This is a genomic window from Holtiella tumoricola, from assembly GCF_027857615.1.
Classification (GTDB): Bacteria; Bacillota; Clostridia; order Lachnospirales; family Cellulosilyticaceae; genus Holtiella; species Holtiella tumoricola.
In genome coordinates this window covers 51,218-64,707 of the sequence record NZ_JAQIFT010000012.1, presented here as the reverse complement: position 1 = coordinate 64,707, position 13,490 = coordinate 51,218, and the positions used below count along the sequence as shown (strand labels likewise).

The 13,490-nt window shown below is 32.9% G+C and carries 16 protein-coding genes; 5 read left to right on the top strand and 11 right to left on the bottom strand.

From position 1 onward, the window contains the following. The 5 genes from PBV87_RS02620 to PBV87_RS02600 all read right to left on the bottom strand — a co-directional run. Positions 1 to 524, bottom strand: a 524-nt coding sequence (locus tag PBV87_RS02620) for an ORF6N domain-containing protein (protein ID WP_271011046.1), incomplete at its 3' end; no start/stop codon positions are given. A gap of 125 nt (positions 525 to 649) precedes the next feature. Further along, positions 650 to 805 (bottom strand): hypothetical protein, encoded by a 156-nt coding sequence (locus PBV87_RS02615; RefSeq protein ID WP_271011045.1) that lies wholly within the window; start codon positions 803 to 805, stop codon positions 650 to 652. A gap of 41 nt (positions 806 to 846) precedes the next feature. After that, a complete protein-coding gene (locus PBV87_RS02610; protein ID WP_271011044.1) occupies positions 847 to 1,584 on the bottom strand; it encodes an ORF6N domain-containing protein in 738 nt (245 codons plus the stop codon). Then, positions 1,562 to 1,738: a hypothetical protein gene (locus PBV87_RS02605; RefSeq protein ID WP_271011043.1), complete on the bottom strand. Its 177-nt coding sequence runs from the start codon at positions 1,736 to 1,738 to the stop codon at positions 1,562 to 1,564. The genes PBV87_RS02610 and PBV87_RS02605 overlap by 23 nt, the downstream gene beginning before the upstream one ends. A gap of 1 nt (position 1,739) precedes the next feature. Continuing rightward, on the bottom strand, positions 1,740 to 2,057 hold the full coding sequence (locus PBV87_RS02600) for a hypothetical protein (protein WP_271011042.1): 318 nt from the start codon (positions 2,055 to 2,057) through the stop codon (positions 1,740 to 1,742). A 176-nt stretch (positions 2,058 to 2,233) separates the two neighbouring features. Between PBV87_RS02600 and PBV87_RS02595 the strand changes: the two genes are divergently transcribed. Next, positions 2,234 to 2,608: a helix-turn-helix domain-containing protein gene (locus tag PBV87_RS02595; protein ID WP_271011041.1), complete on the top strand. Its 375-nt coding sequence runs from the start codon at positions 2,234 to 2,236 to the stop codon at positions 2,606 to 2,608. A 240-nt stretch (positions 2,609 to 2,848) separates the two neighbouring features. Further along, on the top strand, positions 2,849 to 4,327 hold the full coding sequence (locus tag PBV87_RS02590; RefSeq protein WP_271011040.1) for a recombinase family protein: 1,479 nt from the start codon (positions 2,849 to 2,851) through the stop codon (positions 4,325 to 4,327). 5 nt (positions 4,328 to 4,332) lie between these two features. On the opposite strand, the gene PBV87_RS02585 is transcribed toward PBV87_RS02590, so the two are convergent. Next, positions 4,333 to 4,482, bottom strand: a complete 150-nt coding sequence (locus PBV87_RS02585) for a hypothetical protein (RefSeq protein ID WP_271011039.1) — start codon at positions 4,480 to 4,482, stop codon at positions 4,333 to 4,335. Positions 4,483 to 4,636: 154 nt separating this feature from the next. Here PBV87_RS02585 and PBV87_RS02580 point away from each other — a divergent pair, with 154 nt between their 5' ends. Next, entirely contained in the window at positions 4,637 to 5,935 is a 1,299-nt protein-coding gene (locus PBV87_RS02580) for a hypothetical protein (protein ID WP_271011038.1), read from the top strand. Between the two features lie 35 nt (positions 5,936 to 5,970). On the opposite strand, the gene PBV87_RS02575 is transcribed toward PBV87_RS02580, so the two are convergent. The 3 genes from PBV87_RS02575 to PBV87_RS02565 all read right to left on the bottom strand — a co-directional run bounded on the left by PBV87_RS02575 (position 5,971) and on the right by PBV87_RS02565 (position 8,480). Then, entirely contained in the window at positions 5,971 to 6,366 is a 396-nt protein-coding gene (locus tag PBV87_RS02575; RefSeq protein WP_271011037.1) for a SoxR reducing system RseC family protein, read from the bottom strand. Continuing rightward, positions 6,366 to 7,025 carry a hypothetical protein gene (locus PBV87_RS02570; RefSeq protein WP_271011036.1) on the bottom strand — a complete coding sequence of 220 codons (660 nt, stop codon included), beginning with the start codon at positions 7,023 to 7,025 and terminating at the stop codon, positions 6,366 to 6,368. The genes PBV87_RS02575 and PBV87_RS02570 overlap by 1 nt, the downstream gene beginning before the upstream one ends. Positions 7,026 to 7,142: 117 nt before the next feature. Further along, the gene (locus PBV87_RS02565) at positions 7,143 to 8,480 is read right to left on the bottom strand and encodes an MATE family efflux transporter (protein WP_271011035.1); all 1,338 of its coding nucleotides are present in this window, start codon (positions 8,478 to 8,480) and stop codon (positions 7,143 to 7,145) included. Between the two features lie 140 nt (positions 8,481 to 8,620). On the opposite strand from PBV87_RS02565, the gene PBV87_RS02560 reads away from it, so the two are divergent. Next, a complete protein-coding gene (locus PBV87_RS02560) occupies positions 8,621 to 9,742 on the top strand; it encodes a sodium ion-translocating decarboxylase subunit beta (protein ID WP_053985818.1) in 1,122 nt (373 codons plus the stop codon). Positions 9,743 to 9,761: 19 nt separating this feature from the next. Next, positions 9,762 to 9,881, top strand: coding sequence for an OadG-related small transporter subunit (locus PBV87_RS02555; RefSeq protein WP_198524947.1), 120 nt, complete (start codon positions 9,762 to 9,764; stop codon positions 9,879 to 9,881). A 113-nt stretch (positions 9,882 to 9,994) separates the two neighbouring features. On the opposite strand, the gene PBV87_RS02550 is transcribed toward PBV87_RS02555, so the two are convergent. Next, positions 9,995 to 10,921, bottom strand: a complete 927-nt coding sequence (locus PBV87_RS02550) for a polysaccharide deacetylase family protein (RefSeq protein WP_242847697.1) — start codon at positions 10,919 to 10,921, stop codon at positions 9,995 to 9,997. Positions 10,922 to 11,098: 177 nt separating this feature from the next. Next, positions 11,099 to 13,390 carry a copper amine oxidase N-terminal domain-containing protein gene (locus tag PBV87_RS02545; protein ID WP_271011034.1) on the bottom strand — a complete coding sequence of 764 codons (2,292 nt, stop codon included), beginning with the start codon at positions 13,388 to 13,390 and terminating at the stop codon, positions 11,099 to 11,101. Positions 13,391 to 13,490 lie beyond the last annotated feature (100 nt).

Genomic DNA, 13,490 nt, shown 5'->3' with positions numbered 1-13,490 from the left:
GCCTTAGCTTCTAATGCATGGCTATTTACTTGGTTAAGTTGTTGTTGCATTTTCTTTTGCTCCAGTTCCATGTTAATTAGGAATTGAAGTTGCGGGCTTAGGTCTTGTGGAAGTGTTTGCTGTTGCTTTTCTTCTCTTAGGTGGAAATATTCATCCATTAATTGGTCATGTACCTCCCAAGCTAGATCTGTGTCCATAATTTTGATTAGCTTTGCGTATCCTCTTTCTGATAGGAGATAGATGTTTTTACTGGCATTGATTTGCGATTGATTAAATCCTAAATTCAGCAATACGTCTGACGTATAGCCAATTTTCAAATCAATTATATCTACATCATCTTTAAATCTATGGCGATTTTCATTTATTCGTTGATTGATATTACCAACATTCATTTTGTGAATTTCAGCAATAGTTTTGGCTAACATCACCTTACAGTTTTCACCAAATCCACCCAATACTACGGGAATTTCTTTTCCCATAAATTGTTGTGTTCCTTGTACTTTAATTAATGCATTCTTTGGCATTTTGTTGTTCCTCCATTAGCTTGTCCACTATTTTTATGTAGATGAAATTATCATCTACTAATACCACTACTACTTTCTGCATGAAATATTTTTTCTTTTGTACATCTAAGTATGTTTGTATTACCTTAAGTAGTTTTTTCCTTTTTACCTATGTGTTTAAGTCCCATATGAGTTTCAAATGCTTTTTTGACCTTATTATTTAGGACTTCAAGTTCTTGCGGGGTAGCTTCTTCAAAAGGCTTTATTTTATTGTCTACTTCTAATAAAAAGATATATTTCATATCATCACCCCCATAGCAATATATTCAAGTCACATTTTGTCCTATGCTCCTTTCTTATCAAATAAGCTTGTCTGCTCATAAGGTCTTTCCATCTTTAACACTCGAATACTCTCGTCAATAATATCCATAGAGTTCCTTAGTGTTTCTACATCTACATCTTCCCATTTACTAGCACCTAATCTAATAAGTACACGCTCTTTAACAAGTTCGTACTCTTCATTAGCTTTAGTAATATCTAAACGTTTCTTTATGTAACTACTAATACTTGATTTATCTGCACAAGATGGCTTGTAGTATTCAGAACACTTCTTTTCTACCTGCTTGATTGCATTTCCTATTTGCTCGTCTACTAAGCCTATTATTTGTCCCTTGAATTCTGCTAGAGTTTTGTTGATGTCTAGGGTTTGCTCCTTAACCTTAAAGTAAACTTCCTCTAAGTAATCAAATTGTTCCCATGCTTTGTCTGTATCTAGGATTTTACAATGACGACTCGCCCCTCGTTCTGTCCAAAGATAGAGTTGTGAAGCATATTTACTTATTCCTAAAGCCACTTCGATATCATCGAATTGCCTTTTAAACTCTTTCAAATCACTACCCTGCAATAAAATGTAATGCTTTCCTTTCTCAAATTTATCTTGATTATTATTGAAATTTTGTTGAATATGTTGCTCTGTTGCTTCATATGCACTTGCTAAATCTTTTGTAGTAATTACTGTTTGTCCCTTAAACATTACTGGTCTATGTAAATTTTCTTTTTTAACTAATGCATTCTTTGGCATTTTGTTCTTCCTCCTTTTTTCTTCTTACTTTTTGTAAGTTATTTGTTGTAACCATTCCTTCAATCGTTCCTGCTAAACGAACAGCCTGTAATTCTGTTAAATCAAAAACACCTTTTATAATTTCTTCTATGGCTGTTTGTCTGTTTAGTACCATATTATTCACCGCCTTTCTCTATGTACTCCTCTACTATATCCATAATTCTGTTAGCAATATCTAACACTATATCTACTTGTTCACCTTTTACAGCTACTATAGTTTTTATATCAAGTGTTTTATTAATAATACTTGTAATATTTTGTGTAAGAGCATATCCCTTGACAGTGTTGCTGTTCATTAATTTTTCTGCTCTTTCAATCACAGTATTGCGAATAGAACTCCAGTCTTTCTCTTGTTCCTTAGGTGCAAGGATTGCGATTTTTCTTTCTAATTCTTTGATATACTCCATTTGCTTCTGAATAACTTGACACTCCATATCCACCCTCCTTTACTTTAGTATTAATCCACCCAACTCGATCCGTTCGGGTTGATAGGTACATATTAAACCAATATTTTGTACTTGTCAACACATATTTAGGATTTTTATTTTTACTTTTGGGTTGACTTGTACATTTTATATGGATATTATTATATTGGAAGGAGGTATTAACCTTGAATGATATTCGCGAACGAATAAAACAGCTTAGAAAAGAATTAAACTTATCTCAAAAAGCATTTGGAGAAAGAGTTGGTGTCAGTAGGGATGTTATAAAAAATATAGAACTACAACTTGTAGATGCTAAAGAACATTTCATAAAGCTAATATGTTTAGAATTTGGTGTAAATGAAGATTGGCTCCGTACAGGAGAAGGTGAAATGTTTAAAACTAATGATCTTGATGGTTCATTAGCTTATGCATTTGGGAAATTATCCTCTATAGAAAATCCAGACGTAAAAAAAGCCCTGCTTTTATTAACAGAGCTTACTGATGAGCAGTTGATTCATATTGCACAAATGGTAAAATCACTAAAGGGCTCTGCTATCTAGCAGGCCCTTTAATATTACTTACACCAAGTGCAAAATCATATATTAATTTTATAATTTTTTCATTTCCTATTGTCTCTATAAACTTAATTAACTCTTCTTTCAATAGCATCACCTCTAAATTTTTATACGAACTTATGTTCTATTTTCTGTCTTTATTATATATTTTACTATTTAAATTTTCAAGTAAGTATATTTATAATTTAACCCCAATATTATATTTTATTATAAGGAGTGATTTAAATGATAGCAGCGTTATATATTCGTGTTAGTACAGATGACCAATTAGAGTTTTCACCAGATGCTCAAAAACGAGCATTAATCGAATATGCAAAGAAAAATAATTATCAAATAGATGAACATTATATATTTATAGATGAAGGAATAACTGGAACTTCTGCTCAAAAGAGACCCGCTTTTCAAAATATGATAGCTACTGCTAAGAAAAAACCAAAACCCTTTGATGCTATTCTAGTCCATAAATTTGATCGTTTCGCACGTTCTAGAGAAGACTCCGTAGTATACAAAAGTCTCCTTCGTAAAGAATGTGGAATAAAGGTTATATCTGTAACAGAACAACTAGAAGATGATAAATTCAGTGTCATACTCGAAGCTATGTTAGAGGCTATGGCTGAGTACTACTCTCTTAACTTATCAGATGAAGTTATAAAGGGAATGACAGAAAAAGCTCGCAGGGGTGGTGTGCAATCAAAACCTATTCTAGGTTATGATATTATCGATAATAAAAGAGTTGTCAACAAAGAAGAGGCTGAAATCATAAAAAAAATATATGATATGTGTATAAATGGGCAATCTATAGGCTCAATAGCTAAACATTTAAATATGTTAGGTATTAAGAGTAAAACAGGTAGTCCTTTTGAATCACGAAGAATAAAATATATAATTCAAAATCCTGTTTATCTCGGAATCACACGTTGGAACTATACACATTGTCAAGGCTCTAGAATAGTTATAAAACCTGAAAGCGAATGGATAACCGTAGAAAACACACATGAACCTATTGTTTCTCAACAAACTTGGGATGAAGCCCAAAAAGTTTTAGGAACATGGCATAAAGATGTAAAACCACGAAGTACGGAGTATATTCATTGGTTAGGCGGTATTCTTAGATGTTCTGACTGCAACGGAACATTAGTTTATAAAACAGCTCGATTCAAACGAAAAGATGGAAGTATAAGAAATGCTGACGGATATCAATGTGGTAAGTATAAAATAGGATCATGTAATACAAGCAACTATATAAAAATTAAAGATGTTGAAAACCATATTATTAAAACATTAACAGCTACATTAGACATTGTAAATGAAACTTGGTCTCTAGAAGGACTAAATATAGAATATGAGAATAAAGATGATGAAATCGCACTTTATAAAACTCAATTGAGTAAACTAAATCAGAAATTAGAACGTGCTAAAAAGGCATATTTAGACGATATAGATACACTTGAAGAATATAAAGCAAATAAAGAAATGTTTCAAAAAGAAATAATCGAAATAACAAATTTAATTAATAATTATAGTAATAACCATATTAATCCTCAAAAAGTTGCTGAATTTAAAGATAAACTTGTAACAGCGATTGAAGCTGTAAAAGATGATAGCATAAGTGTTATGTCTAAAAACATAGTTCTTAAAGCTTTTATAAAATCTATTATTTATAATAAACAGGAAGATACCTTAATTACAATTTTTTATATCTAATATCGTTATCTTAAAATACATTTTGGTTCACCAATTGGTGGACACATTGCAGTTGCTTCAAGTTTAGTTGTTGTTTCACATGGATGACATATATCACAAATACCTGCATTAGGTGTTTTGAAAAATCTTGTGTCTGTATTTGAACATTTGCTCATAAAATTCAAACCTCCTACATGTTTGCTAAGGTGCATCATAAAATGTCGTTTTCAATACTATAATATGGAAATTCTAGTAAAAGGGTGACATTTATGTATAAATTAATTTTTAAATAAATATGATTATATTAAGTACTCAATAGGAGGTATCTCTATGCCCTTTTTATTACGTATTTCTGATGGTTTTATTATTGTAGATGAAAAGCCTAAACAAGGAGTCTTTTATCAACTTTACAATAAAGACGGTTTTCAACGACCTGTAATGATCTACCCAAACTCTTGCTTGGCTTATAGTGTTGCCCTAGATCCACAAGATGTACTACATGTAGCAGTAGAAGGTACAAATCGCCAAGTTACTTATTACTGTTTTTCTCCTACTGCTCCTAGTAAACGTGTAGTTTTAGAAGATAGCAGGTCTATGTACTTATTTGAAAATCTCTCAATTCAATGGTTGGAAAATGAACCACATCTATTTTATACCGTTATCCACCCTAATGGACTCCATCGTTCATTAGTTCATCAAACACTTTCATCTACTTCACCTACACTTGAAAATTTAGTAACTTCCTTACCACTTAGAACATCTCTAACTTATTACAAGATAAATTCTACCCTTTATATTCTATACCCTAACTTCGAAGAAAGTTACTGTCTAAACATGCTCTCTTTTACAAATCAAGAAAAAAGTGTTACAACTCTGGTCCGTTCACCTATTCCTATTATTGATTGGAATATGTGTAAACATCAAAATGCACTTTATCTTCTTTACAAAGCAGACCAATATGGACATGCAAACTTCTATCTTACTAATTTAAGTACTGGAGAAAATCTCCCTGTGCAGCTTCCAGATAATGCTAATAATCCAGTTCTCCTTAGCTATTTAGATACTTTATGGATACATTATGAGTCAAATAACCACTATTATACACTCCTTGCTCTGCCTGAAAATCAAACTTTTAGCAGTCCTATCTCAAGTAGCTTACAAAATCATATCAACGCTTACACTTATATTGATTCGCTTCATGAAGACCTAGATGCCTCTGTTATCTATGCGAGCCTTTCTAACACCTTAAGATTATCTACGATCGCTGACTTAGATATCCGCAATATTCATCCTGACTTAGTTAATAAAGATGAACTTGCATTATTTTTAGAAGGCATTAACTTTAAGAGAACCCAATCCGTTGCATCTGTTTTGCCGCCTCCTTCTAGTCCTATAGATACAACTTTAAATACATCTTCTCAAGTACAACCTAATTTTATGAATGCCTTTAGCCAAACCCCTATACCCTTTACACCAGAAGCACCAATAACACCTTTAAATACACTACCTTCTTTATCTGATATTATGCCTACTTCATCATCTACACCACCTAGCTTTACTGCAACAAAAAAAGACCTCCATTCTTTATCTGAGGCCTTTATGAATACTGGTAATACTTTTGATTCTTAAAAGAGCTGTTATACATAACAGCTCTTTTTTATAATCTATTTCAAAACACGTACCGCTGCTGGGAGCATTTTGTTGTATTTATTCTTTTTATCTCCCCATTTTACACCTGCATAAATTAGTCCCATACAGATGATCCCTAAAACAAGAGAGGCTAGTTCCGATATAAAATATCCCATTCCTATTCCTAGTAAAAGTCCTAAAAGAGGTAAGCCATACATAATAAGAGTCGCTTTTAAAAAGGATGCTTTAGCTACATCTACTTCTACCTTATCCCCTATCTTACTATGGCACGAATTAACACATTTAAGGGTACATTTCTTAGTTTCACCCATCAGTTCACATGCATGACATTCACCACACATATCTTGTCTTTCCATCGTTACAATCGCAAATCCTCTTTCTAGCTTATCAACTGTCCCCACTACTGACATTAATGGTCCTCCTCATCGTGTGACTTTTTCGTTTTAATAAAACTTCTTGCAATAAGAATAAGCCCAATAAGTACCACAATAATTGCTGTAATATTAAAAAGTATAAGTCTTGCTACTTCTCCTAGCCCCATAGTAATAATGATAATTCCTACAATACCTAAAACTAAGCTAGGAATACCAGCCCATACCTCTTGTTCAATAAGAAATATAATAAAGAATGCAAGTGCAGTAAAGACAAAGCCCATTCCTAAAATCATGCTAAATCCAGAAATCACATCTGCAGAAATAAGAAAGATAAAGATTCCCCATGAAGTTAAAAGCGCTCCTGGGATTAAAAATGAAGACATTCTTTTAACGATAAATGCTACCATAAACATAAGTCCTGGTATAATAAAAACGCCTGAAAAATAATTCCATCCTTGAATATATTTATCAGCAATGAGTAGGATTCCATTAAAAATGAAGAAACTTGCTACCATTAAAGTTGAGAATCTTTTATTTCTAAAATAAGCTACAAATATTACGACTCCTATAATTAAACTTATATAATCACTTAGATATTCTCTTGGTAATAAATCATTTAAGTCAAGAAAAGCTACAATACCACTTAATACTAATAATAGACCTATATAAAGTCCAACATTATTCTCTCTCTTCACTCATTACCATCCTCTCCTATTTATAGTATATATCATATAATATCTCATTATAAAGTATATTCTATTAAACAACAATAGCAACCCCTTTAATCTCAAGAATATTATACAATATTCCTTCTATATCAAAGCACGTCCTCGCCAAGTTCCTTTTTTCCATCTTCTATAAACAAGAATGGCTCTTATAATCTCATCAAGGGCCATAGCAATCCATACCCCTACTAATCCCATACCTAGAATAATACCAAATACATATGATAATAGTGCCGCTACACCCCACATTGATAGTATCCCTATCATAACCGGATACTTGATATCTCCCGCTGCTTGCATCGAACGTATAATTACTAAATTAAATGTTCTTCCAACTTCTAAAAAGATTTGTATAAACATAATCTGTTTTCCCAATGCCAACATAGCTGGATCCTTTGTAAATAATCCAAAGAAAATATCACTTCCTAGATAAAGTAAAATGGCTACTACTAATGAGATAAATACTGTTGGCCTAAGGGTTTTCATTACTAATTCATCTGCATCATCAATATCTCCTGCTCCAATTAAGTGCCCCACAATAATTTGTACAGCCGATGAAATAGCCGCTGAATAGATACAAGATATATTCGTAATCATTGTACTATAAACTCTTGTTGCAACAACATATGTACCCATTGTATTGACAAATGCTAAAATACACATTTGCGCAATATCATAAGATAGTGACTCACCTGCCGATGGTACACCTATTTTTAATAAACTTGCTAAAGTTTCCTTAGGAAATGGTCTTAAATATTTGATGCTTATCTTGGCATCTAACTTTTTGCTAAATAACCACATAACTACAATAAGCCCTATGGATCTACTGATAACACTTGACATGGCAACCCCTGTTACACCCATTTGTGGCAAACCAAATAATCCATTTAAGAATATAAAGTTCCCTACTACATTAATAATGTTAATAATCATGGAAATAATCATAGTTTGCTTCATAAGACCATTACTTCTAAAAATAGCCGCATAAGACATAAATACACCTTGTAAAAAAATCATCCCACCCACAATAACAATATAAATGGTTGCATCTTGATATAATTCAGCTGGCATATTCATGAGTGTAAAAATAGGTTTATGGAAAATAATCATAATACTTCCTAAAACAATACTAAAAAAGAGATTTGTATACGTTGCTAAAGAATAAATCTCTGATACTTTTTCCTTATTATTAGAACCTAAAAATTGTGAAACTAAAATTGTTGTAGCCATAGTAATGATGTTAAAAGTAATAAGAAGAAGTGTCATAATCTGATTGACATTTCCAATAGCTGCTACTGATGTTTGTGAATATCTACTAATCATCATCTGATCCACATTTCCAATAAGCATCTGCAATAATAGCTCTACAATAATAGGCCATGTTAGCATAAATAGTGAAGTATTCTTGTTAATTTTTGTATTCATCTTGCCTCCTCAGTTGTTGTACGATATAAACTGTTTTATTATATCAATAACGCTTTCAAACTTCTACTGTTTTGGACTATTTATTCTTTCAATCTAATATATATAACTATAAATTATCCTTCGCTTAGGCAGGTGTTATTATGGAAATCTTGTACGAAAGCTTTAAACAGTTCACCTTTGGTCACTTCTTTATGATTCTCATCGGCTTTCTCCTCATCTATTTAGCTATTGTAAAAAAATACGAGCCTACACTTTTACTCCCTATGGGTTTTGGCGTACTTCTAGTCAATATCCCTCTTTCGGGTGCCATTACACAGGCTACCGAAGGAACCTCAATGGAAGGAATCTTAGATCTACTCTTTAACAATGGAATTGCCACTGAACTCTTTCCTTTACTTATCTTTATAGGGATTGGTGCAATGATCGATTTTGGTCCTCTACTTGAACGGCCTTTTATGCTCTTTTTAGGTGCTGCTGCTCAATTTGGTATTTTCTTTACACTCATCATTGCATTACTTTTTGGTTTTTCTCTACCCGAAGCTGCTTCTATTGGTATTATTGGTGCTGCTGATGGACCTACTTCTATATTCGTTGCAAGTAAACTTGCTCCAAACTTACTAGGTCCTATTTCTGTAGCTGCTTACTCTTATATGGCTCTTGTACCACTTATTCAGCCTATAGCTATTAAGTGTGTAACAACAAAAAAAGAACGTTGTATACGTATGACTTATACGTCTGGCCATATATCAAAACGTGCTAAATTATTATTTCCTATCATCGTAACCTTAGTTGCTGGTTTTATAGCGCCTCACTCTATTCCACTCATTGGTTTCTTAATGTTTGGAAATCTTATGCGTGAAAGTGGTGTCGTAGACCGTCTAAGCCAAACTGCTCAAAATGAGCTTGTAAATATTGTTACCATTTTACTCGGTCTTGCTATTTCTTCTACTATGCGTGCAGATACTTTCTTAAAGACAAGTACAATCATTATTATTGCTATGGGACTTATCGCTTTCGTTTTCGATACTATCGGTGGTGTTCTTTTTGTAAAACTCATTAATCTTTTTAGAAAAGATAAGATTAATCCTATGGTAGGTGCAGCTGGTATATCCGCTTTCCCTATGTCATCTCGTACTATTCAAAAACTCGCTAAAGAAGAAGACCCTCAGAACTTTGTTCTTATGCAAGCTGTAAGTGCTAATGTTGCTGGACAGATTGCTTCTGTTATTGCTGGAGGACTGATTTTAGCTCTATTACTTTAATTTCAATAGGAGGCGTACTATGTTACAAGAAGGTTTTATGATTATGTTGGGTGGTATGGGTGGTATCTTTATTGTTATGGGTATCATCTATATAATGATTAAACTACTTAACTTTTTTGCTAAATCTCATTCTAAATAAACCAATCACATAGTTCATATCTATTGCTACACATAAATAAAAGAGCTCTAAAACTAAATTTATATTAGTTTTAGAGCTCTTTTTGCATTGAGTAAGTTACTTCTTCATAGCTACTATTTTTTTGTTTTAATACGATAATAAAATTCCTGTGTCTGCTCATTAATAGCTTTAAAAACATATCCTTGAGATTTATAATAATTAATAATTTCAGGAAGTGCATTATAGGTATTCTTATTATTTGAGTTACAATGTGCTAGAATAATACGTTTTGTTGTATTACGGCTACATTTTTTTGCATTTTGAACCATCTGACTTGGTGATAGATTTGGATTCACACCATCTTCTAAGCTTACATTCCAATCATAAATTTTATACTCTTCATCATGTAGCTTATTTAAAAGTCCTTCACTAAGTCTTCCTGAACTACCACCTGGGAAACGAATAATCTTTGGATTTACATCCTCGCCAAGTACTTCATGTATTTTGTCTGTTGTCTTTTCCATTTCTGCTAAGAAATTTTCATCGCTAGCATAAATAGATTTTAAGTTATGAGAATAAGTATGAAGTCCTATACTATGTCCTTCTTCGTGAATACGTTTAAGTACTTCTTCCCTTTGTATAATTTCTTTTCCTACTACGAAGAAAGTTGCTTTGACATCATGTTCCTTCAATATATCTAATATTTTTTCTGTCACTTTTCCTGTTGGACCATCGTCAAAAGTTAAATATACAACTTTCTCTTCCTCATCTACATTTTCTTGAACTTGTTCCTTTGATTGATTCTTTTCGGGATCAGGTTTAGGAATGAGAGGCTCTTCAATAAGTTGTTCCATTGTTTCATCTTTTATTTGTCCAATTGCTTTTTCTACATTGGGTTCTGTAGAATGCTCTTCATTTTTTTCTGCTGGTTGAGTCACAAATTGTTCCATAACCTGTTCACTTACTTGTCCTATCTCATGATTTAGGATAAACTGATTGCACCCAAGGACAACTAAGAAAGCTATCACAATATAAGATAGACTTAAAGTAATTTTTTTCATTCGACCATCTCCTTTGGGCTTATTATGTGCCATTTCATAAAAATAAAAGAGAGCAAAAAGATTGTAATTTCTACCAATCTTTTTGCTCTCTTTATTATTTCCGCTATTTATGTTAATTATCCTATTTCTCTATATGGATATTTTAAATCCTGACTTTTTAACTTTTTTATAAATAATCTATTTTCCCCATTGACTTTCTGGAATAAAGCCAAAGAGTACGGGTGCAGAAGATCCATTTGGTAACATATAAGTAAATGTTCTTGTTTCACCTGCTTTAATTACACCTACAAATGCAGCACGATTAGAACTTGGGAAATAGCCAGAAGTTGGTGTTAAGTAGGCTTTATCATTCTCCCACTTGATCGCACCTTTAAACATATTACCACGAGGATTTAAAATAACTGCTGTATCCTCTTTAGCTGTTACTGTAACATGATAGTTCACACCAAAGTTACCTCTATTAGCTGACTCTGTACCAAGTAAAGCATCATAGCCTTGTACCCATTCTGTTGCATCTTTTCCAATAACTAATTTTGTGTTTTCCTCTTCATCCCTTAGGTCTATCATAATATTTTTATCTAAAATGCCAAATGTTCCTCTTGGGTGTACATCTCTATCTGGTCTTGGCATAAGTGGAATATTTTCAATTGTATCATTTTGTCCAAGTAGTGCTACTGTAAAGGTTACAGGACCACTTAATTCTACATCAAACATTCCGGAAATTGCTTGACCTTTTAACCAGTTTTTATTTTGGCTATCATAAATAATTTGCTGTGCACCTGGTTCTAAGTTTAGGCTTTGTACTGAATTATTATCTAAATAACTTAAAAGAAGTTGCTGTCCTACAAAGAGTACATCATCAGAAGGACCTTTTGTTGTAAGTTTAGAAATTGTTCCCGCTACAGGTGCTTCAGTATTATTTTTTGCAATCACAACAAGACGTTTTTTATCTAATTGGTTATCTGTACTGTCAAAGTTATTAATATGATGGAACATAACGCGTCCTGTTCCAATTAAAGTATCTTCATAAAGAAGTCCTTTTTGTGTCACTACTTCAGGAGAGTTACTCATCATAAGTAATCCTTTAGTATCTTCTAAGTACATTGCATCTGCTTCTTTATAGGTTTGATAGTTCGTTCCTTCAAAGTTTGCAATAGTGTTGCCTATATTACCCGATTTAAAGATTGCTTCAAACTCAGTTTGTAACGTTTCATCTGTTACTTCCACTGTTGTTTGTGCTTTTGTACTCCAATTTCCATATGCATCTTTTAATTCTAATGTTACTATGTATTCGCCTTCTGTGTAAATGGCAGTTGGTTTTGTAAATAAGTAGTTGTTTGCTGGATCTTTTGTACTACGATAAGTCCATTTTTCAGCTACAATATCTTCCCATTCTTCATTATCGTACTCATACTCGAAAGTAATTGCTTCACCTTGCTTATAGTGGCTCTTAACAGTATCAAATGTTACAACTTCTGGAGCCTCATTTGGTAAAATCATAATAGTCTTTGTTGTCCATTCACTCCAAAGACCTCTCTCATCTCTAACCTTTAAAGCAATTTCATAATACCCTTGTTTTGGTGTTTTAAAAATCTTTTCAAGACTTGATGCTGTTTTCGTTTGATCCCCATCAATCATCCACTGGCGTTCTGTAATTCTATGTCCATCTGGATCAAAACTTGATTCTATGGTCTGTACAGTTTGACCTGCTACATAACTTTCTGATACAAATTCAAATAGTGCAATAGGTGGAGTATTGGGAACTTCTATAGGTTTTTCAATAGAAATTGTACGTGTTGGTGCATCGTATTCAATAAGAAGTTCAAATTGCTCTGCCATGAAACGTAGTGGTAAAAGTGTTGTACCATTTTCTACAATAGGTATAGCTTCTATTGCTACTTCTTCACCATTTACAAATGCCTTTGCTACCTTTGTGCTTAGTACAACTTCTCTACCATCTTTTGTCACACGTACTTCTTGTGTTTCTGGCAACCACTCTACTTGAGCTTGTAAAATTTCTTCCCCTACAAATCTAAGTGGCAAATAAGTACGCCCTTCAACAACTTTAGGTGCTAAAAGAAGTTCTCTTTTTTCTCCATACAACCATACTGTTGTCTTATCTAAAGTAAGTAATACTTTATTAGGATCTATAACCTGTTCAGTTTCTCCTGGTACTTCCTCTGACACTTCCCCTTCCACTTCTGTTTCTTCTTTAGGTATTGTTTCTTCTAGAGTACCTTCTGGTAATACAGGTGTCTCCTCTACTTTATCTTTTTCTGGTAGCACACCTGGATTATCACCAATTGGATTGCCATCTTCACCAATGACGATACCTAAGTTTTCATCTTTCCCTTGACTAGTTTCTATACTATCTAATACTTCTTTGATTGGATCGAGTTCTTCTGCTTGCACATAAATTGGGCTAAAAAAAAGTGTGCCAGCCATGAATAATGTCCAAATTTTTCGCATATATTCTAACCTCCTTGCCGGTTTAAACGCGTTCATTTTTAGGAACATCTTTCATTTTAACACACTTTAAATTTTTGTTAAGTTAGTTTAATAGAATGTT